The sequence below is a fragment of the Nakamurella endophytica genome, from assembly GCF_014646215.1.
Taxonomy (GTDB): Bacteria; Actinomycetota; Actinomycetes; order Mycobacteriales; family Nakamurellaceae; genus Nakamurella; species Nakamurella endophytica.
The window spans coordinates 39,418-58,040 of record NZ_BMNA01000008.1 but is presented as its reverse complement, the minus strand read 5'-3'; the positions used below and the strand labels follow the sequence as shown (position 1 = coordinate 58,040).

18 protein-coding genes are annotated in these 18,623 nt (G+C 74.0%); 11 read left to right on the top strand and 7 right to left on the bottom strand.

Annotation, left to right across the window (positions count from 1 at the left end; translation table 11 throughout):
• Nucleotides 1–100: 100 nt before the first annotated feature.
• On the bottom strand, nt 101–985 hold the full coding sequence (locus IEY37_RS16390) for an Fpg/Nei family DNA glycosylase (protein ID WP_188943457.1): 885 nt from the start codon (nt 983–985) through the stop codon (nt 101–103).
• Between the two features lie 52 nt (nt 986–1,037).
• On the opposite strand from IEY37_RS16390, the gene IEY37_RS16385 reads away from it, so the two are divergent.
• Nucleotides 1,038–1,880 (top strand): PhzF family phenazine biosynthesis protein, encoded by an 843-nt coding sequence (locus IEY37_RS16385; RefSeq protein WP_188943456.1) that lies wholly within the window; start codon nt 1,038–1,040, stop codon nt 1,878–1,880.
• Nucleotides 1,881–1,902: 22 nt separating this feature from the next.
• Here the strand turns inward: IEY37_RS16385 and IEY37_RS16380 are convergent, their stop codons facing one another.
• Complete coding sequence (locus IEY37_RS16380; RefSeq protein ID WP_188943587.1) at nt 1,903–2,718, bottom strand: EamA family transporter; 816 nt, start codon at nt 2,716–2,718, stop codon at nt 1,903–1,905.
• 140 nt (nt 2,719–2,858) lie between these two features.
• On the opposite strand from IEY37_RS16380, the gene IEY37_RS16375 reads away from it, so the two are divergent.
• On the top strand, nt 2,859–3,800 hold the full coding sequence (locus tag IEY37_RS16375; protein ID WP_188943455.1) for a LysR family transcriptional regulator: 942 nt from the start codon (nt 2,859–2,861) through the stop codon (nt 3,798–3,800).
• Here the strand turns inward: IEY37_RS16375 and IEY37_RS16370 are convergent.
• The gene (locus tag IEY37_RS16370) at nt 3,750–4,034 is read right to left on the bottom strand and encodes a helix-turn-helix domain-containing protein (protein ID WP_188943454.1); all 285 of its coding nucleotides are present in this window, start codon (nt 4,032–4,034) and stop codon (nt 3,750–3,752) included. The genes IEY37_RS16375 and IEY37_RS16370 overlap by 51 nt on opposite strands.
• Before the next feature lie 67 nt (nt 4,035–4,101).
• On the opposite strand from IEY37_RS16370, the gene map reads away from it, so the two are divergent.
• On the top strand, nt 4,102–4,866 hold the full coding sequence (map, locus tag IEY37_RS16365) for a type I methionyl aminopeptidase (protein ID WP_188943453.1): 765 nt from the start codon (nt 4,102–4,104) through the stop codon (nt 4,864–4,866).
• Nucleotides 4,867–4,962: 96 nt separating this feature from the next.
• Complete coding sequence (locus tag IEY37_RS16360) at nt 4,963–6,186, top strand: GNAT family N-acetyltransferase (protein ID WP_188943452.1); 1,224 nt, start codon at nt 4,963–4,965, stop codon at nt 6,184–6,186.
• 29 nt (nt 6,187–6,215) lie between these two features.
• Here IEY37_RS16360 and IEY37_RS16355 read toward each other — a convergent pair whose 3' ends face one another.
• A complete protein-coding gene (locus tag IEY37_RS16355; protein ID WP_188943451.1) occupies nt 6,216–6,665 on the bottom strand; it encodes a hypothetical protein in 450 nt (149 codons plus the stop codon).
• A 161-nt stretch (nt 6,666–6,826) separates the two neighbouring features.
• On the opposite strand from IEY37_RS16355, the gene IEY37_RS16350 reads away from it, so the two are divergent.
• The 3 genes from IEY37_RS16350 (at nt 6,827) to IEY37_RS22270 (ending at nt 10,803) form a co-directional block, all read left to right on the top strand.
• Entirely contained in the window at nt 6,827–7,840 is a 1,014-nt protein-coding gene (locus tag IEY37_RS16350; protein WP_188943450.1) for a chemotaxis protein CheB, read from the top strand.
• Nucleotides 7,833–9,815: a CheR family methyltransferase gene (locus IEY37_RS16345; RefSeq protein ID WP_188943448.1), complete on the top strand. Its 1,983-nt coding sequence runs from the start codon at nt 7,833–7,835 to the stop codon at nt 9,813–9,815. Before IEY37_RS16350 ends, IEY37_RS16345 begins: the two co-directional genes overlap by 8 nt.
• A gap of 97 nt (nt 9,816–9,912) precedes the next feature.
• Nucleotides 9,913–10,803: an ANTAR domain-containing protein gene (locus tag IEY37_RS22270; protein ID WP_229674520.1), complete on the top strand. Its 891-nt coding sequence runs from the start codon at nt 9,913–9,915 to the stop codon at nt 10,801–10,803.
• A 22-nt stretch (nt 10,804–10,825) separates the two neighbouring features.
• On the opposite strand, the gene IEY37_RS16335 is transcribed toward IEY37_RS22270, so the two are convergent.
• Nucleotides 10,826–11,323, bottom strand: coding sequence for a hypothetical protein (locus IEY37_RS16335; protein ID WP_188943447.1), 498 nt, complete (start codon nt 11,321–11,323; stop codon nt 10,826–10,828).
• 65 nt (nt 11,324–11,388) lie between these two features.
• Here IEY37_RS16335 and pip point away from each other — a divergent pair, with 65 nt between their 5' ends.
• From pip to IEY37_RS16320, 3 genes are all read left to right on the top strand, one after another.
• Nucleotides 11,389–12,354, top strand: a complete 966-nt coding sequence (gene pip, locus IEY37_RS16330) for a prolyl aminopeptidase (protein WP_188943445.1) — start codon at nt 11,389–11,391, stop codon at nt 12,352–12,354.
• A gap of 163 nt (nt 12,355–12,517) precedes the next feature.
• Nucleotides 12,518–14,206 (top strand): glucose-6-phosphate isomerase, encoded by a 1,689-nt coding sequence (gene pgi, locus IEY37_RS16325; protein WP_188943443.1) that lies wholly within the window; start codon nt 12,518–12,520, stop codon nt 14,204–14,206.
• A 163-nt stretch (nt 14,207–14,369) separates the two neighbouring features.
• The gene (locus IEY37_RS16320; protein ID WP_188943441.1) at nt 14,370–15,536 is read left to right on the top strand and encodes a S53 family peptidase; all 1,167 of its coding nucleotides are present in this window, start codon (nt 14,370–14,372) and stop codon (nt 15,534–15,536) included.
• 82 nt (nt 15,537–15,618) lie between these two features.
• Here IEY37_RS16320 and IEY37_RS16315 read toward each other — a convergent pair whose 3' ends face one another.
• A complete protein-coding gene (locus IEY37_RS16315; protein ID WP_188943583.1) occupies nt 15,619–16,197 on the bottom strand; it encodes a mismatch-specific DNA-glycosylase in 579 nt (192 codons plus the stop codon).
• 55 nt (nt 16,198–16,252) lie between these two features.
• Entirely contained in the window at nt 16,253–16,930 is a 678-nt protein-coding gene (gene msrA, locus IEY37_RS16310; protein WP_188943438.1) for a peptide-methionine (S)-S-oxide reductase MsrA, read from the bottom strand.
• Nucleotides 16,931–17,175: 245 nt separating this feature from the next.
• Here msrA and IEY37_RS16305 point away from each other — a divergent pair, with 245 nt between their 5' ends.
• Nucleotides 17,176–18,609 carry an SAM-dependent methyltransferase gene (locus IEY37_RS16305; protein WP_188943435.1) on the top strand — a complete coding sequence of 478 codons (1,434 nt, stop codon included), beginning with the start codon at nt 17,176–17,178 and terminating at the stop codon, nt 18,607–18,609.
• Nucleotides 18,610–18,623: the final 14 nt, after the last annotated feature.

Below are 18,623 nucleotides of genomic sequence, written 5' to 3'. Positions count from 1 at the left end.
CAGCCGCGGCGGCGGCACGTGGGCGGCAGCGGTGGCCGGACCGGTGGAACGCGCGGGACGGACCCGCCCGGTACCCCGCTGCCGGCGCCGGGCGCCGCGCCTACTTGATCAGCCGGGACAGCCGGCGGTCGGCCAGCAACCGCCCGCCGGTCTGGCAGGTCGGGCAGTACTGGAACGACCGGTCGGCGAACGAGACCTCCGCGACGGTGTCCCCGCACACCGGGCAGGGCAGCCCGGTGCGGGCGTGCACCCGCAGCCCGGTGCGCTTCTCGCCCTTGAGCCGGGCCGCCCCCGCACCCACCGTGCGCGCCACGGCGGCCGTCAGCACGTCGACGGTCGCGGTGTACAGCCGCAACAGCTGGTCCGGCGTCAGGGTCGCCGCGGTCGCGAACGGCGACAGCTTGGCGGTGTGCAGGATCTCGTCGGAGTAGGCGTTGCCGATGCCCGCGAGCACGGTCTGGTCGGTGATCACCGTCTTGATCCGGCCGGTGCGACCGCGCAGGGCGGCGGCGAACCCGTCGACGTCCAGGCTCAGCGGGTCCGGGCCGAGCCGGGCGACGCCGGGCACCGACCGCGGGTCGGTGACGATCGCCGCCGCCACCGACTTCTTCGTGCCGGCCTCGGTGATGTCGAACCCGGCTCCCGACGCCAGCCGCAGGCGGAGCGCGATCGGTCCGCCCATCTTCGGCGGAGCCGGGGACAGCTGGTCCGACCAGCGCAACCAGCCCGCACGCGCCAGGTGGACGACCAGGTGCAGCTCCGCGTCGGGTCCAGGGCCCCCCGGCGGCGGCGGGCCCACGACCACGTCCAGGAACTTGCCGTGCCGGGTGGCACCGGTGACCGTGCGGCCGACCAGCGCCGTGGGCGGCGGGTCGTAGGTGCTCAGCACGTTCAGCGAGGCGACGGTGAAGGCCGCGACCTGCTGCCCGCCGGCGTGCGCGGCCACGAACTCGGCGAGCGCCGTGACCTCGGGCAGTTCGGGCACGCGCCCATCCTGCCAGCGGACGGTGCGCCGCGCGTGCCGCAGACTGTCCGGCATGCAGGTGCTGCGCTACGCCGCCTTCACCGCGGACCCCGCGGGCGGCAACCCGGCCGGTGTGGTGCTCGACGCCGCCGGGGCGGCGGACGCCGACATGCTGGCCGTGGCGGCCGAGGTCGGTTTCTCCGAGACCGCGTTCGTCACCGGGCGGGACGCCGCCGGCCGGCTCGAGGTCCGCTACTTCAGCCCGCTGGCCGAGGTGCCGTTCTGCGGGCACGCGACCATCGCCACCGGGGTCGCGCTGGCGGAGCGGGACGGTCCCGGCGCGGTCACCCTGGTCACCCGGGCCGGCGTCGTCGAGGTGTCCACCCGGCGCGGACGGGACGGAGCAACGTCGGCCACGCTGGTCAGCGTGCCGCCGCGGACCCGGCCGCTGCCCGACGACGTGCTCGGCGACCTGCTGGCCGCGCTGCGCTGGCGAGTCGACGAGCTCGACCCGGCACTGCCGCCCAGGGTCGCGTACGCCGGCGCCCACCACCCGGTGCTCGCCGCGGCGACCCGCCGCCGGCTCGCCGAGCTGGACTACGACTGGACCGCGCTGCAGGCCCTCATGGCCCGGCACGACTGGACCACGGTGGACCTGGTGTGGCGGGAGTCGCCGACGGTGTTCCACGCCCGCAACCCGTTCCCGCCGGGCGGTGTGGTCGAGGACCCGGCGACCGGTGCGGCGGCGGCCGCGCTCGGCGGCTACCTGCGCGAGCTCGGGCTGCTCCCCGTCCCGGCGACCGTCACCGTGCACCAGGGCGACGACCTGGGCAGACCCGGCGTGCTGACCGTCGACATCGGCGCCGACCCCGCTGCTGGCATCGCCGTCACCGGCGCGGCCGTCCGGATGCCCTGATCCCCGGACCGGGCCGTCGGGGTCAGGCCACCGTCGCCGGTTCGGCCGGCGCCCGACCGCCGGCCCGCTCGGCGCCGATCCCCGCCGTCACCACCAGCAGCAGGCCCACCACCGGCAGCAGGCCCGGTGCCTGGTGCAGCAGGAGGAACCCGACGAGCAGGGCGATCGCCGGCTCCAGGGACATCAGCGTCCCGAACGCCGCGGTGGTCAGCCGCCGGAGCGCCAGCATCTCCAGCGCGAACGGCACCACCGGCAGCAGCACGGCCAGGGGCAGGCCGAGCAGCAGCACCGGCAGCGAGATCCGGCCGAACACCGCCGGTCCGGCCACCGCGGTGGCGACCAGACCGGCGACCGTCATCGACACGGCCAGCCCGGACAGGCCCGTCACCTGGTCCCCGACCCGCTGGGTCAGCAGGATGTAGGCCGCCCAGCACACCGCCGCGCCCAGCGCGAAGCCGACCCCGACGACGTCGACGCCCCCGTGCCAGGGCTCGGTCAACAGCACGACGCCGGCCGCGGCGACCGCCGGCCACGCCCGTCCCGCGCCGCGGGCCCGGGTGACCGCGACGCCGAGCGGCCCGAGGAACTCCAGCGCGCTGGCCGTGCCCAGCGGCAGGTGGTCGACCGCGGACATGAACAGCAGGGTGACGCCCGCCGTCGCCACCCCCAGCAGCGCGCAGGCGCCGAGCGCGCCGCGGGTGAAGGACGACGGCCGGGGGCGCACGAGTGCCAGCAGCACGACGGCCGCCCAGACCAGCCGCAGCCAGGCGGCGCCCTCCGGGCCGATGCGGTCGAACAGGCCCACGGACAGCGCCAGCCCGAGCTGCACGCAGGTCATCGACGCGACGGCCATCCCGGCGCCGGTCCGGCTGGAGCTGCTCACGGCACCCACTCCAGCACGGGTCGACCGTTCACGTCCACGTCGTCCCGGCGAGCACACCGTTCACAGAACCCGAACGATCAGGCAGAGTGGCCGCCGTGGAGACCCGGCGGCTGCGGTACCTGCGCGAGCTCGACCGGCTCGGTTCCATGCGCGCCGTCGCCGCGGACCTCGGGGTCACCACCTCCACGGTCTCGCAGCAGATCGCCGCCCTGGCCCGCGAGGTCGGCGTCCCGCTGCTGGAGCCGGTGGGCCGCGGGGTCCGGCTGACCGCGGCGGGCCGGCGGCTGGCGGACAGCGCGGTCGGGATCCTGGCGGCGGTGGACGGCGCCCTCTCCGACATCGATGCGCGCGCCGGGACGCGGGGTGTCGTGCGGGTGGCCGGCTTCGCCACGGCCATCCGGCGGGACCTGCTACCCGCCGCGGGCGCGCTGGCCGACCGGCACCCGGGCGTCCGGCTGCGGATCGCCGAGCACGAGCCGGCCGAGGCCCTGGCCCTGCTGGCCTCCCACGACGTCGACCTGGCACTGGTCTACGACTACGACCTGGCCCCGGCACCGGCGGACCCGGCGACGACCGCCGTACCGCTCTGGACCGCGCCGTGGGGGCTGGCCGTGCCGGCCGGGACGGCGACGCCGGTCGACTCCGGTCCGGCCCCGGACGCGGTCGAGGTGTTCCGCCGGCACGGCGACCGACCCTGGATCGGCAACTCCCGGAACACCGCGGACGAGCAGGTCATCGGCACGGTCTGCTCGATGGCCGGGGTCGAGCCGGTGATCGCCCACCGGGCCGACAGCCTCGAGCTGGTCCTCGATCTCGTGCTGGCAGGCCTGGGAATCGGTCTGCTGCCGGCCGAGTGGCCGGTACCGGCCGGGATCGCGTTGCTGCCCTTGCGGTCCCCGGACGTGCGACTGCGTGCCCGTGCGGTGACGGTGCGCGGCAACCGCTGGCCGCCGCTGACCGTGGTGCTGGACCTCCTGGCGCAGACCTCAGGCGGTCCGCGCGCCCGGCTCGGGCAGCGGCCGCAGGCCCGCGGGTAGCACCAGCTCGGCCAGCTCGCCGAGGTCCAGCCCGACGACCCGGGCCAGCACGGCCACGGTCCCGAAAGCCGGCGTCGGGATGCGCCCGGTCTCGATCTTGCGCAGCGTCTCGACCGACACCCCGGCGGCGACGGCCACCTCCACCGGACTGCGCTCGCCGCGGGCGCTGCGCAGCGCGGCGCCCAGCGCGCGGCCCCGTTCCCGGTCCTGCTCGGTCAGCGGCGGTCGCACCATGCCCGTGATACTAATACCGGGATACTTATACCGAGATGACGACACCGACAGTCCGGAGGGACCGGCCGTGATCCACCTGAAGACACCGGACGAACTGGCCGACATGCGCGCCGCCGGCCAGGTGGTCCGCGAGATCCTCGACACCGCACGGGCGGTGGCGGTCCCCGGGGCCACGCCGGCGGACCTGGACGCGGCCGCCCGGGACGTCCTGGCCCGCCGCGGTGCCCGCTCGCCGTTCCTGCACTACCGGCCGGCGCCGGCCATGCCGCCGTTCCCCGCCGTGCTGTGCGTCTCGGTGAACGACGCCGTCCTGCACGGCATCCCGGGTTCCGTGCCGTTCGCCGACGGCGACCTGGTCAGCGTCGACGCCGGCGCGACCCTGGGCGGCTGGACCGGCGACGCCGCCGTCACGTTCCCGGTCGGCACCCCGCGGCCGGCCGACATCGCCCTCGTCCGGACTGCGGAACAGGCCCTCGCGGCCGGTATCGGCGCCGCGGTGGTCGGTGGCCGGATCGGCGACATCTCCGCCGCCATCGGCGCCGTCGTCCGGTCGGCCGGGTACCAGGTGAACACCGACTACGGCGGTCACGGCATCGGCCGGACGATGCACGAGGCGCCGGCCGTGCCCAACGACGGGCGTCCCGGACGCGGGTTCCGGCTGCAGCCGGGACTGACCCTGGCCATCGAGCCGTGGTTCCTCGCCGGCGGCCGCAAGGCCTACCGCACCGACGGCGACGGCTGGACGCTGCGCAGCACGGACGGCAGCCGGACCGTCCACGTCGAGCAGACCGTCGCCGTCACCCCGGACGGCCCGGTGGTGCTGACCGCCTGAGCTCCGACCCGGCAGCCTCCGGCCGGCCGAGCAGGGCGGTGCCGCACCCCCGGAAATGCACGGGCGTCCGCCGGCCGGTCTCGCTACGGTCGCGGCGTGGCCGTCGACGTGCGCACCTTGCGGGACGAGGACATCCCGGCCTGGTCGGCCGCCGCGCTGACCGGGTTCCACAACCCCGCCGGCGACGTCGACGCCGAGACCCGGCGACCCTGGACCATTCTCGAGCGGACCTGGGCGGGCTTCGACGAGGACCGCATCGTCTCCACGCTGCGCAGCTTCCCGGTGGGCCTGCGCATGCCCGGCGGCGGTGACGTGCCGACGTCCGCCGTCACCGCGGTGACCACCTCCGGGACGCACCGCCGCCGGGGATACGCCACCGCGATGATGACCGCCGACCTGCGGGCCGCGCGTGACCGCGGCGAGCTCGCGGCGGCCCTGCTGGCCGCGGAGTGGCCGATCTACGGCCGGTTCGGCTTCGGGGCGGCCACCCAGGTGCAGACCTGGACGGTGCAGAGCCAGGGTGCGCAGCTGCGCCACCGGGCGCCCGGCACGGTGGAGTTCGTCGACCGGGCGACGGCCCGTGCGCTGGTTCCGGCCGTGTACGAGGCGCAGCGCAGCCGGCGCTGCGGCGACCTGTCCCGCGACGACCGGCTCTGGGACCTCGAACTCGACGTGGTGCGGTTGCCCAGCTGGCCGGCGGCCAGGCCGGCCTTCCACGTGGTGGCCCGGGACCCGGCGGGCTGCCCGGTCGGCGTGCTGCGCTACCGGGTCGAGGAGGCCGAGGAGTACCGCCGGTCGACGTCGCAGCTCACCGCGGACGTGTTCGTCACCGCCGACCCGTCCGCGGACGCCCTGCTCTGGGGTTTCCTGCTCGACCTCGACCTGGTGGCCACGGTGTCGGTCGGCAACCGGCCCGTCGACGAGGCCCTGCCCTGGCTGCTCACCGATGCGCGGCGTGCCCGGCCGTCCGACCGCGTCGACCTGCTCTGGGTGCGCCCGCTGGACACCGCCGCGTTCCTGTCCGCCCGGCGCTACGACGTCGAGGACGTCCTGGTGCTCGAGCTCGCAGACCCCGTGGGTCTCGCCGATGGCCGCTTCCGGCTGGACGCCGGGCCCGACGGCGCCGCCTGCGCCCCGACGGACCAGGAGCCGGACCTGACACTAAGCCTGTCGGCGCTGTCGTCGGTCTCGCTCGGCGGGTTCCCGCTCCGCCAGCTCGCCGACGCTCGGCTGGTGGACGAGCACCGGGCCGGCGCCGTCACCCGCGCCGACCGGCTGTTCCGCACCGCGGTGGCGCCGTACTGCAGCACCTGGTTCTAGACCGGCCGCCGGGGGCGCGTGGGACGACGCTAGAGCGCGTGCTCCATCTCCCACAGCGCCTGGTCGAGGCGGCGGTACTCGATGCCGGGCAGCACCAGGGCACCGTGCAGCGCAGCGTCGAGCTCCAGCGGGGAACAGGTGCCGCACAGTCCGAGGTAGGCGGCCCACAGGTCGACGAGCGGGCACCCGAGGGCGTCCATCCGGGTCCGCAGATCGGCAGGACCGAGCACGTCGACGGCCGTCACGCGCCGGGCACCCTCGTCCAGAACACGCGCCGCAGCCTGCTGCTCGGCCAGCGACCGCGCCCGAGCCGCGGCGACCTCCTGCCGCCGACGTGCCACAGCGAGCCGCTCGCGGGCCTGCGCCGCGTCGTCCGGCGTCGCCCCCCCACCGGCCCGCAGCCGCTCGGAGCGGGCGCGACACTCCGCGGCCCGCAGCGCCGCCGCCGTCGACGCCTCGGCGTAGACTTCTTGCCTCATTCCACCATTGTGCACAACGCCACGGCCCCCAGGGCAGCGGGCTCGCCCATCCGGCGCCCCCCCGTCCGGACCGACCGACCCTCGGCACGGACCGGGACCGAGCAGCCAGCCGGCCGACCCTCGCCGTTAGGGTGGATCCCACCGGTGATCGGAGGAACCCAATGCGGCGGGACGTGGTGGTGGTCGGCGCCTCGGCCGGCGGGGTCGAGGCCCTGCAGGCCATGGCGGCCGGTCTGCCGCCGGATTTCCCGGGCACCGTCCTGGTCGTCCTGCACCTGCCGGCGGCGAGCAGCAGCGCGCTGCCGGCCATCCTCGGCCGCGCCGGACGGCTGCCGGCGCGGCACGCGACCGCACACACCCACCTGCGACCGGGCGAGATCGTCGTGGCACCGCCGGACTACCACCTGGTGGTCACCGACGACGGCCAGGCGTCGATCGTGCGGGGACCCAACGAGAACGGGCACCGACCCGCCGTCGACGTGCTGTTCCGGTCGGCCGCCCGCGCGCTGGGTCCCCGAGTGGTCGGCGTGGTGCTGTCCGGCGTGCTCGACGACGGAACGGCCGGAATGCGGGCCATCCAATCCCGCGGGGGGCTGCTGGTGGCCCAGACCCCGGACGACGCCCTGTACCCGGACATGCCGACGAGCGCCATCGAGCACGCGCGGGTCGACCACATCGTGCCGGTCCGGGAGCTGGGCGCCCTCCTGGACCAGGTCTGTCGACTCGACGTCGTGGCGCCCGACGTCCCCGCCGGCTCCGATCTGCTGACGATCGAGACGGACATCGCGACGATGGAGGAACACGCGATGAACGCGCCGGACCGCCCCGGCACTCCTTCGGGGTACTCCTGCCCGGACTGCAACGGAGTGCTGTTCCAGATCGAGGACGGCGAGCTCACCCGTTTCCGGTGCCGGGTCGGGCACGGATGGACCACCCGGGGCCTGATGATCCAGCAGTCCATCGCCCTGGACAGCGCACTGTGGATGGCGCTGCGCGGGCTCGAGGAGAAGGCTGCGCTGTCCCGGCAGCTGGCCGACAGCGCCCAGCGTCGTGGGAACCTGTTGACCGCAGAGCGGTTCCGCGCCCAGGCGGACGACGTGACGCATGCCGCGGACCTCGTCCGACAGCTGCTCGAGACGGTGCCCGAGACCAACGAGGCCGTGCCCGATGCCTGACGACTCCGCCGCCCCGGACCCCGTGGACCTCGAGGACGACATCGCCGACGGCTCGGACGACGAGGACCGGTCGGCGCCCGACGACGCCGACAGCAGCACGGGCGATCCCGGGCCGGAGGACGCGGCCTTCGAGGCGCTCGTCGCCTTCCTCGCCGAGACCCGCGCCTTCGACTTCACCGGGTACAAGCGCCCGAGCCTGCAGCGGCGGGTGCGACACCGCATGCAGACGGTCGGCATCACCTCGTTCGACGTCTACCACGACTACCTGCAGGCCAACCCCGACGAGTTCGTCGCGCTGTTCAACACCATCCTGATCAACGTCACCAGCTTCTTCCGGGACCGCGAGTCCTGGGAGTACCTCGCCGATCGGGTACTGCCGACGCTGCTGCACCGGTCCGCCCCCGAGCCGATCCGGGTGTGGAGCGCCGGCTGCTCCGCGGGCCAGGAGGCCTACAGTCTGGCCATCGTGCTCGCCGAGGCGATCGGTGTGGAGGCGTTCCGGGAGCGGGTCAAGATCTACGCGACCGATGTCGACGAGGACGCGCTCGCCTATGCCCGGCAGGCCACCTACAGCGACCGGGAGATGGCGAGCGTCCCGGCGGAATTCCGGGACAAGTACTTCGACACCGGGTCCAGCGGCGCGACGTTCCGACCGGACCTGCGGCGCAGCGTCATCTTCGGCCGCAACGACCTGACGCGCGACGCGCCCATCTCCCGCATCGACCTGGTCACCTGTCGGAACACCCTGATGTACCTCAACGCCGAGACCCAGGCGCGGGTGGTCGGACGGCTGGCCTTCGCCTTGCGTCCCGAGGGCGTGCTGTTCCTCGGCAAGGCCGAGATGCTGCTCAACCATGCGGACACCTTCCAGCCGATCGAACTCAAGCGGCGGTTCTTCCGCCGGGCGGCGACCGCGGTGGCCGAGCCCCTGGTGCTGTCCCCTTCGCACGGGGTCGTCCCGCGCCGGACGTCGGTGGACGAGCTGAACCTCCTGCGGGCCCATGCCCTGACGGCCAGCACGGTCGCGCAGCTCGTGGTCGACGCCGACGGCTACCTCTCCGTCGCCAACGCCCGCGCCCTGGAGCTGACCGGGCTCAGCGCCCGGGACATCGGCCGGAAGTTCAGCGACCTGGACCTGTCGTTCCGGCCCGTGGAGCTCCGCCCGTACCTGGAGTCGGCGCGGGAGAGCCGGTCGCCGCGGTCGTTGCGGGACGTGGCCTGGAACCGCGGACCCAGCGGTCCGGGCAGCCCGCGGTTCGTCGACATCGAGTTCGTGCCGATGCAGGACGAGCGCGGCCGCTCGGCCGGGACGTTGCTGGTGCTGACCGACGTGAGCCGGTACCAGCTGGTGCAGGACGAGCTCGAGCAGGCGACCAAGCAGCTGCAGGCCGCGTCGGAGGAGCTGCAGTCCACCAACGAGGAACTCGAGACCACCAACGAGGAGCTGCAGAGCACCGTCGAGGAGCTGGAGACCACCAACGAGGAGCTGCAGTCGACGAACGAGGAACTCGAGACGATGAACGAGGAACTCCAGTCGATGAACGACGAGCTGCAGGGCGCCAACGACGAGTTGCGGGAGCGCAGCGCCGAGGTCGCCTCGCTGAACACGTTCATGCGCTCGATCCTCGGCAGCATGAACTTCGCGGTCGTGGTGGTCGACCGGGAGCTCACCGTCCGGGTCTGGAACGAGCTGGCGGAGGACCTGTGGGGGGTCCGGACGGACGAGGCGGTCGGCACCCACCTGCTCAACCTCGACATCGGCCTGCCGGTGGGCGAGTTGCGGCCCCTGCTCCGCAACGCCATGGCCGGGGACGGCGGGCGTGCCGAGATGCACGTGTCCGCAATCAACCGCCGCGGCCGGCCGGTCGAGCTCTCGGTCAGCGTCGCGCCGCTGGAGATCCCGGACGACGTGCAGCGCGGCGCGCTGGTCGTCATGCGTCCCGGCGTCCCGACGGCCGGCGGCGTGGCCGATTGACATCCCCGCCCTCGCGTCCTGGCCGCGAGGTCACCCGTACCGGCACAATGACGCAAGGTCGCGCCCGGTGGCCCGGTGTGAGCTCGAGGGGTCGACGGTGAGTGCGGACGACAGGGGTCTGGTGGAAGCGTTGCGCCAGGCGCTGGGCAACCGCCCCGAGGTCCGCGACGACGGCGGCGCCGCGGCGGCGATCCGGGTGGACAGCGCCCTGAGCGTCGTCGGCACGCTGCTCGAGCTCGGTTGGATGCCGCCCGGTGAGCTGACCGACGCCCTGGTCGTCGCCGGGGCGCAGGAGTTGGAGCACGGCGTACGCCGCGGCGCCGCACCTCGGACGGCCGACGCCGCGGATCCGCAGGGTGATCCGGACCCTCACGGCTCGACTCCTGTTGCTGCGGTCGACGACATCGCCCAGCTCGCCGGTGCCGTCGACCGGGACGAGGCGGTGCGGTCCCTGACCGAGGACCTGGCCACCACCCGAGCCCACCTGGTCCGGGTCACCGAGGACTTCCGCAGGTCCCGCGCGCGGATGCGGGCCGTGCGCGAACGGGCCGCCCGGATGCAGGAGCTGGCGCGCTCCACCCGTCGTGCCGCGACCCCGGCACGGACCGACGACATCGGCACGGACGGCGGCCGAGCCACCAGCCCGGACGTCGACGCCCCGCGGCGACAGACCTCCGAACAGCGGCTGGAGCAGCAGGTGGCGCAGCTCCGGGACGCCCTCGCCCACCGGCCGGAGACCGAGCACGTCGTCGGCATGCTCATGTTCCTGCTGGGGTGCGACCGGGACACTGCCTGGTCGGTGCTCGTCCAGGTGTCGCAGCTGTCCAACCGCAAGGTCCGGGACATCGCGGCGGCCGTCGTGGCGCACGTGGTGGACGGCCACCCGCTCGATGCCCAGCTGTCCGGGCTGCTGCGGGACGCAGCCGGACCAGTGTCCGGGAACAGGTCCGGCCGATCGGACCTGGCGCCCCCGTTCCGCGGCCGCTGACAGTGGGCCCTACCCCGGCGGATCACGGCGTCGGGTCCCCGGACCCCGTCCCGGTGTCGTCGTCGGTCGCGCCGTCCTCTGCCGCGGTGGCGGCGTCGCGGGCGCGCTCCACGATCAGCTGACGATCGGACTCGGCGGCCCGCCGGTCCTCTTCCGCCGCGCGCCGGTGCTCGCGGATCCGTCCGACCAGCTCCGCGTCCGGCGACGCGCCGCGGTCGGCCTGCGCCTGCAGATGGTCGGCGACGTCGTCGTGCATCTGCGCCGCCGCCTCGTGCGCCACGGCCGAGCGACGCAGGGCGTCGGCGGCGCGGCGCCGCGCTTCTCGCAGTGACGACTCGTCGCTCGCGGCGGGATGTCCTCCGCCGCCCCCGGCGCGACGCATCTCGAGATCGAAGAGCTCACGGGCACGCTGTCCGGCGCGCTCCGCAGCCTGCCGCGCGCGCTCGCCCTGCTCGGCCTGCCACCGTTCCACGTCGCCATCTTCCCAGGTGCGCGGCGTGGTGACGAGAGTGCTCGACATCCGTGTCGACGACACCGACGTGCCACGGCCCCGCTGGCTGGTGCCCGGGCGCCTAGGCTGCCGCGATGCGCACCCTCTACCCCGAGATCGAGCCCGACCGGTCGGGGATGCTGGACGTCGGCGACGACCAGCAGGTGTACTGGGAGGTCAGCGGCAACCCCGCGGGTGCACCGGTGGTGTTCCTGCACGGCGGACCGGGCGCCGGGACCACTGCGCGGCACCGCCGGTTGTTCGACCCGGCCCGCTACCGCATCGTGCTCTTCGACCAGCGTGGCTGCGGCCGCAGTACCCCGCACGCCGGCGCGCCCGACGCCGACCTGTCGACGAACACCACCTGGCACCTGGTCGCCGACATGGAACGGCTGCGCGAGCACCTGGGCATCGACCGCTGGCACGTCTTCGGCGGCAGCTGGGGCAGCACGCTCGCGCTGGCCTACGCGCAGACGCACCGGGACCAGGTCCGAACCCTGGTGCTGCGGGGCATCTTCACCCTGCGCCGCAAGGAGCTCGACTGGTTCTACGAGGGCCCGGCGGGGTTCCTGTTCCCGGAGCGGCGGGAGGCGTTCCTCGCGCCGGTCCCTGTCGCCGAGCGCGACGACTGCATCGCCGCCTACCACCGGCTGCTGTCCGATCCCGACCCGGCCGTCCACGTCCCGGCCGGCCTGGCGTGGTCGATGTGGGAGACGGCGACCATCCGGCTGCTCGAGCGGGCGGACCTCGTCGCCGCGGAAGCCGACAGGCCGCTGGAGGCCGTGGCCTTCGCCCGCATCGAGAACCACTACTTCCGGCACGGGGGCTGGCTCACCGAGGGGCAGCTCGTCGACGGCGCGGCGGCGCTGTCCGGCATCCCGGCCGTGATCATCCAGGGCCGGTACGACGTCTGCACCCCGGCGGTCACGGCCTGGGAACTGCACCGGGCCTGGCCGGGATCCGAGCTGGTCATGGTGCCCGACGCCGGTCACGCGTTCGACGAGCCCGGCATCCTCGATGCGCTGGTCACCGCCACGGACCGGTTCGCCGATCTGGGCTGACCGAAGGCGCCGCCGCATCCGCGGTGTCCGCGGACCCCGCCGCGGACCGGTCCCCGGCGATCCGCGCGGCCACCGCCGACCCCGGCGCGCGCACACCGCGGTCCGCGCGGGATGCTGTCCCGACGTCCCCAGCCCGTCCGAGCCACATCCGTAGGAGCGCCTCATGACCACCCCGGACCTGGCGATCGACGCCACGGCATCGCCCGCCTGGGCCGCCCTGCGCGAGCACCACGAGCAGGTCAAGGACCTGTCGTTGCGGTCGCTGTTCGACAGCGACCCGGCGCGGGGCAGCGAGCTCGCGGTCACCGCGGTCGATCTGTACGTCGACTACTCCAAGCACCGGGTGACCCGGGAGACCCTCGGACTGCTGCAGCAGCTCACCGAGGCGGCCGACCTGCGCCGGCACATCGACGCCATGTTCGCCGGCGTGCACATCAACGTCACCGAGAACCGCGCGGTGCTGCACACCGCGCTGCGGCTGCCGTCGGACGCGGAGCTGTCGGTCGACGGGCAGGACGTGGTCGCCGAGGTGCACGAGGTGCTCGACCGGATGGGCACGTTCGCCGACTCGGTCCGCTCCGGCAGCTGGACCGGGGCCACCGGCAAGCCGATCACCACGGTGATCAACATCGGGATCGGCGGGTCCGACCTCGGACCGGTGATGGCCACCGAGGCCCTGCGCGACTACTCGGACCGCCGCATCACCAACCGGTTCGTGTCGAACATCGACCCCACCGACATCTGGGAGAAGACCCACGACCTGGACCCGGCGCAGACGCTGTTCATCGTCGCCAGCAAGACCTTCACCACGCTGGAGACCCTGACCAACGCCCGGCTCGCCCGGACCTGGCTGACCGACGGCCTGCAGGCCGGCGGGATGTCGGCCGAGGACGCCGCCGCGGCGGTGGCCAAGCACTTCGTCGCGGTGTCGACGAACGCCGAGCTGGTCTCGGAGTTCGGCATCGACACCGACAACATGTTCGGCTTCTGGGACTGGGTCGGCGGGCGCTACTCCTACGACTCCGCGGTCGGCCTGTCGCTGATGGTGGCGATCGGTCCCGACGCGTTCCGCGAGATGCTCGCCGGGTTCCACGCCATGGACGAGCACTTCCGGACGGCGCCGTTCGAGGCCAACGCGCCGGTCCTGCTGGGCCTGCTCAACGTCTGGTACGGCGACTTCTTCGGCTCGGGATCCCATGCGGTGCTGCCCTACTCGCAGTACCTGCTGCGGTTCCCGGCCTACCTGCAGCAGTTGACCATGGAGAGCAACGGGAAGTCGGTGCGGCTGGACGGTTCTCCGGTCCTGGTCGACACCGGGGAGGTCTTCTGGGGCGAGCCGGGCACCAACGGCCAGCACGCCTTCTACCAGCTGCTGCACCAGGGCACCCGGATCATCCCCGCCGACTTCATCGGCTTCGTCGAACCGAACCACGACCTGCACGACCTCGCCGGCGGCGACGCGGACGTGCACGACCTGTTCATGAGCAACTTCTTCGCCCAGAGCACGGCGCTGGCCTTCGGCAAGACGGCCGAGGAGATCGCGGCCGAAGGCGTCGCCGCGGCGGTGGTCCCGCACAAGGTCATGCCGGGCAACCGCCCGTCGACGTCGATCCTGGCGCAGCGGCTCACCCCGTCGGTGCTCGGACAGCTGGTCGCCCTCTACGAGCACACGACGTTCGTCCAGGGCGCCATCTGGGGCATCAACTCCTTCGACCAGTGGGGTGTCGAGCTCGGCAAGGCGATGGCCAAGCAGCTGGCGCCGATGCTGTCCGCCGAGACGTCGACCGAGGGCCAGGACTCCTCCACGGCGACGCTGATCGGCCGGTACCTCGCGGGCCGCGGTCGCGGCTGACGGTCATCCTGCAGGCCCGGACCGCTCACTGCGGTCCGGGCCCGCGGCGTCTTCGGGGTGCGAAGTGCTGTACGGCTCAACAAGTGTCACGGACTGTTGTTTCATCGCAACTGAGTGCATGATGAGGCCGCTGCACCTCCGACCCACCTCATCAGGAGGCACCATGCGTCGCCCGGCGGTCCTGTTCGTCCTCGCGGCGGTCGCCGCGGCCCTGCTCGTCCCGGCCACCTCCGCGTCGGCCGCCGCCCGACCGATGACCCGACATGCCGGGCGCGTCTGCAGTGTCGCCTCGCGCGGCACCGCGGCGTGCTCCGCGCTCGTCCGGCTCGACGACCAGGGGCGCCCGGCGGCCACCACGGGCCCGTCCGGCTACAACCCCGCCGACATCCAGTCGGCGTACAAGCTGGCCGGCTCGTCCAGCGGCGGGCGCACCGTCGCCATCGTCGACGCCTACGACGACCCGACCGCCGAGGCCGACCTGGGGGTCTACCGCTCCCGCTTCGGCCTGCCGGCCTGCACCACCGCGAACGGCTGCTTCCGCAAGGTCGGGCAGACCGGCAGCACGACCAGCCTGCCCAGGACGAACGCCGGCTGGGCGCAGGAGATCAGCCTGGACCTGGACATGGTCTCGGCCGCCTGCCCGGACTGCCACATCCTGCTGGTGGAGGCCTCGTCGGCGTCCTTCGCCAACCTCGGCGCCGCGGTGAACGTCGCCGCCCGGCAGCCCGGTGTGGTGGCCATCAGCAACTCCTACGGCGGATCCGACTCGTCCGCGTCCTCGGCCTACGACCACCCCGGCATCGCGGTGACCGCCTCGACCGGCGACTCCGGGTACGGCGTGCAGTCGCCGGCGTCCTACCCGTCCGTCGTCGCGGTCGGCGGGACCAGCCTGACCAAGGCGTCCACCGCCCGCGGGTGGTCCGAGAGCGCCTGGAGCGGCGCGGGTTCGGGCTGCTCGACGATCAACGCCAAGCCGAGATGGCAGACCTCGGTCACCCAGTGCGCCAAGAAGGCGAACGCCGACGTGTCGGCCGTGGCCGATCCGAACACCGGGGTGTCGGTGTACGACTCGACGTCCTACCAGGGCGCCAAGGGCTGGATGGTGTTCGGGGGCACCAGCGCGTCGTCGCCGATCATCGCGTCGGTGTACGCACTGTCGGGCAACACCGCCGGATACCCGGCCTCGTACACCTGGTCCCACGCCACCGGCCTGTTCGACGCCACCGGCGGGTCGAACGGCTCCTGCACGCCGGCGCTGTGGTGCCACGCGGTCGCCGGCTGGGACGGCCCGACCGGGCTCGGCACGCCCAACGGCACCAGCGCGTTCTGACCGGCCGCCCGCGGCACCGCCCCGGTGGACGGTGCCGCGGGACCGGCGCCGGCGGCACGCAACTCGCGGTGCGGCGGCGGCCTCAGTCCGGCGGCACCAGGCCCGCCGCGACGCCGGCGTCGCGGTAGGCGGCGGCGAGGGTGTCCACGGTGTCGTGGGCGTTGAGCCCGCTCGGGTTCGGCACCACCCACAGCCGGGCTCCGGCCAGGTCGTCCGGCTGCCGGCCGGCCCTGGCGGTGCGCCGGCCGAAGGCGGCCCGGTAGGCGGTGATCCCGGCGACCGCCACCACCGCGGGCCGGACCCGGGTCGCCGTGTCGCGCAGCCGGTCCGCACCGGCCAGCAGTTCGGCCGCGTCGAGCTCGTCGGCTCGGGCGGTGGCCCGGTTGACCAGGTTGGTGAAGCCCAGCCTGCGGCGCAGCAGCATCTCCCGGTCCCGGTCGGTCAGCCCGCCGCCGGCCGACACCGCCCAGTCGATCAGGCCGGCCCGGAACAGCGCCGGGTAGAACCGGTTGCCGGGGTGCGCGAAGTGCGTCCCGGTCGCCGCCGTCCACAGCCCGGGGTTGATCCCGACGAACAGCAGCGCGCAGTCCGACCCGATCAGGTCGTCGACGGGGAGGTCGCGGAACGTCTCCAGCTCCGCCCTGGTCCAGCCGCGGCGCACCGCGCCGCGCGCCCGGCCGCGCCGGACATCGCCGTCGCGGGCGGGCACGGCCGGGTCAGGAGGCAGCGACACCCAGTCCCTGAGTCCCGGTGATCGAGCAGGCGATGCCGGTGCCGTGCATGTCGCAGTAGCCGCCGGGGTTCTTCTGGAGGTACTGCTGGTGGTAGTCCTCGGCGTAGAAGAAGCCGCTGGTCGCCTCGAGCGGTTGGATCTGGGTGGTGATCTCGCCGTAGCCCTCGGTCCGCAACGCGCCCTGGTAGGCGTCGCGGCTGGCCACCGCCGCGTCGAACTGGGCCTGGTTGCTGGTGTAGATCGCGGACCGGTACTGGGTGCCGACGTCGTTCCACTGGCGCATGCCCTGGGTCGGATCGTGGTTCTCCCAGAACGCCTTGAGCAGCACGTCGTAGGTGACCACCGACGGGTCGTACACCACCAGCACGACCTCGGTGTGCCCGGTGCGGCCCGAGCAGACCTCCTGGTAGGTGGGATTCCGGGTCCAGCCGCCGGCGTACCCGGCGGCGGTCGTCCACACCCCGGGCATCCGCCAGAACAGCCGCTCGATCCCCCAGAAGCAGCCCATGCCGAAGACGGCGATCTCCGTGCCGTCCGGGTACGGCGGCGTCATCGGGTGGTGCAGGACCAGGTGTTCCGGTGCCACCACCAGCGGCTGGTCCCGCCCGGGCAGCGCGGTCTCGGCGGTCGGGAGCGCGGTCGATCGGCCGAAGAGGTTCATGACCCCACTGTACGAGCGTGGGCGCCGCCGTGACCGGTGGCGCAGGACCCGGCGGCGCTCCCGGACGGCCGAACGGCGACCCGTCCCGAACGGCGCAACCCCCGGTCCTGCCCGCGGTGCCGGCCGGCCGCACAATGTCCCCGGTCACGAGCCTGCGGGGGCCACCGAGCGGCCCGCGCCGCGGCTCGTGCCGATGCCCGCTCATCCCGCCGTCGCCGCACGGCGGCCGCCCCGAAAGGCCGACCATGACCCTGCTGTCCACCGGCCGCCCCCGCACCGTCCCGCAGCCCTCGGCCGGGGTCTGGCCCGGACTGGACGACGTCCCGCGCCGCCCGCTGCACGCCGCGGTGGCCAGGACCCTGGTGGAGCGGGCGGTCCGCCGGCTGCCGCTGACGCTGGTGCTCCCGGACGGCACCCGCTGGGGACTGGGCGGCCCGACCCTGCAGCTGGTGCGTCCGGAGCGGTTCTTCCGGCGGCTCGGCGGCGACGGGTTGATCGGGCTGGGCGAGGCCTGGATGACCGGGGACCTCACCGCGGGCGACTGGCGGGCCGAGGTACCGGTCACCGGCGACCAGGTGAACCGGGCGACCGACGAGCTGGTCGCCGCGTTGACGGTCCTGGCCCGCCGGATGACCCGGCTGGTCCCCGCTCCGTTGCACTGGCTGCGCCGGGTGTGGCAGGCCCGGCCGCCGCGCGAGGAGGAGAACACGCCGAGCGGGGCGCGGGAGAACATCCACCGCCACTACGACCTGTCCAACGACCTGTTCGAGCTGTTCCTTGATCCGTCGATGACCTACTCGGCCGCCTGGTTCGAACCACGCGACGGTGCAGCGGGCGAGATCAGCGTGACGGACGCCGTGGCGGGCGGGGCGGTCAGCGCCGCGACCGGCGGCGCGACCGGCGGCGCGACCGGCGGTGGCCTCCGTCCCACCGAGGACCCGGACGCCGCCGACCTCGAGCGGGCGCAGCTCCGCAAGATCGACGGCGTGCTCGACCTCGCGCGGGTACGGCCGGGCGATCGGGTGCTCGAGATCGGATCCGGCTGGGGGGCGCTGGCCATGCGGGCCGCCACCGAGCGCGGCGCCACGGTCACCACCCTGACGCTGTCCACCGAGCAGAAGGACCTGGCCGAGCGCCGCATCGCCGCCGCCGGTTTGTCCGACCGCATCGACGTCCGGCTCGAGGACTACCGCGCGCACGCCGAGCGGCACCGCGGACGGTACGACGCCGTCGTCAGCGTCGAGATGATCGAGGCCGTGGGCGAGAAGTACTGGCCCGCCTACTTCACCAGCGTCGACCGGCTGCTGGCCCCCGGTGGGCGGTTCGGTCTGCAGGCCATCACCATCGACCACGACCGGATGCTCGCCACCCGCCGCGGCTACACCTGGATCCACAAGTACGTGTTCCCCGGCGGGATGCTGCCCTCGCTGCCGGCGATCGACCAGGTGCTGGCCCGCTGGACCTCGCTGGGCGTGCTGGAGACCCGGCGGCTGGGCGTGTCGTACGCCCGGACGCTGCGACAGTGGCGGCACCGGTTCAACGACCGGCTCGCGGACGTCCGCCGGCTGGGCTTCGACGACGTCTTCGTCCGGATGTGGAACTTCTACCTGGCGTACTCCGAGGCCGGCTTCACCGCCGGCTACATCGACGACTGGCAGCTCGGCATCGGCCGGGGGTGACCCGCCGTCGGGCG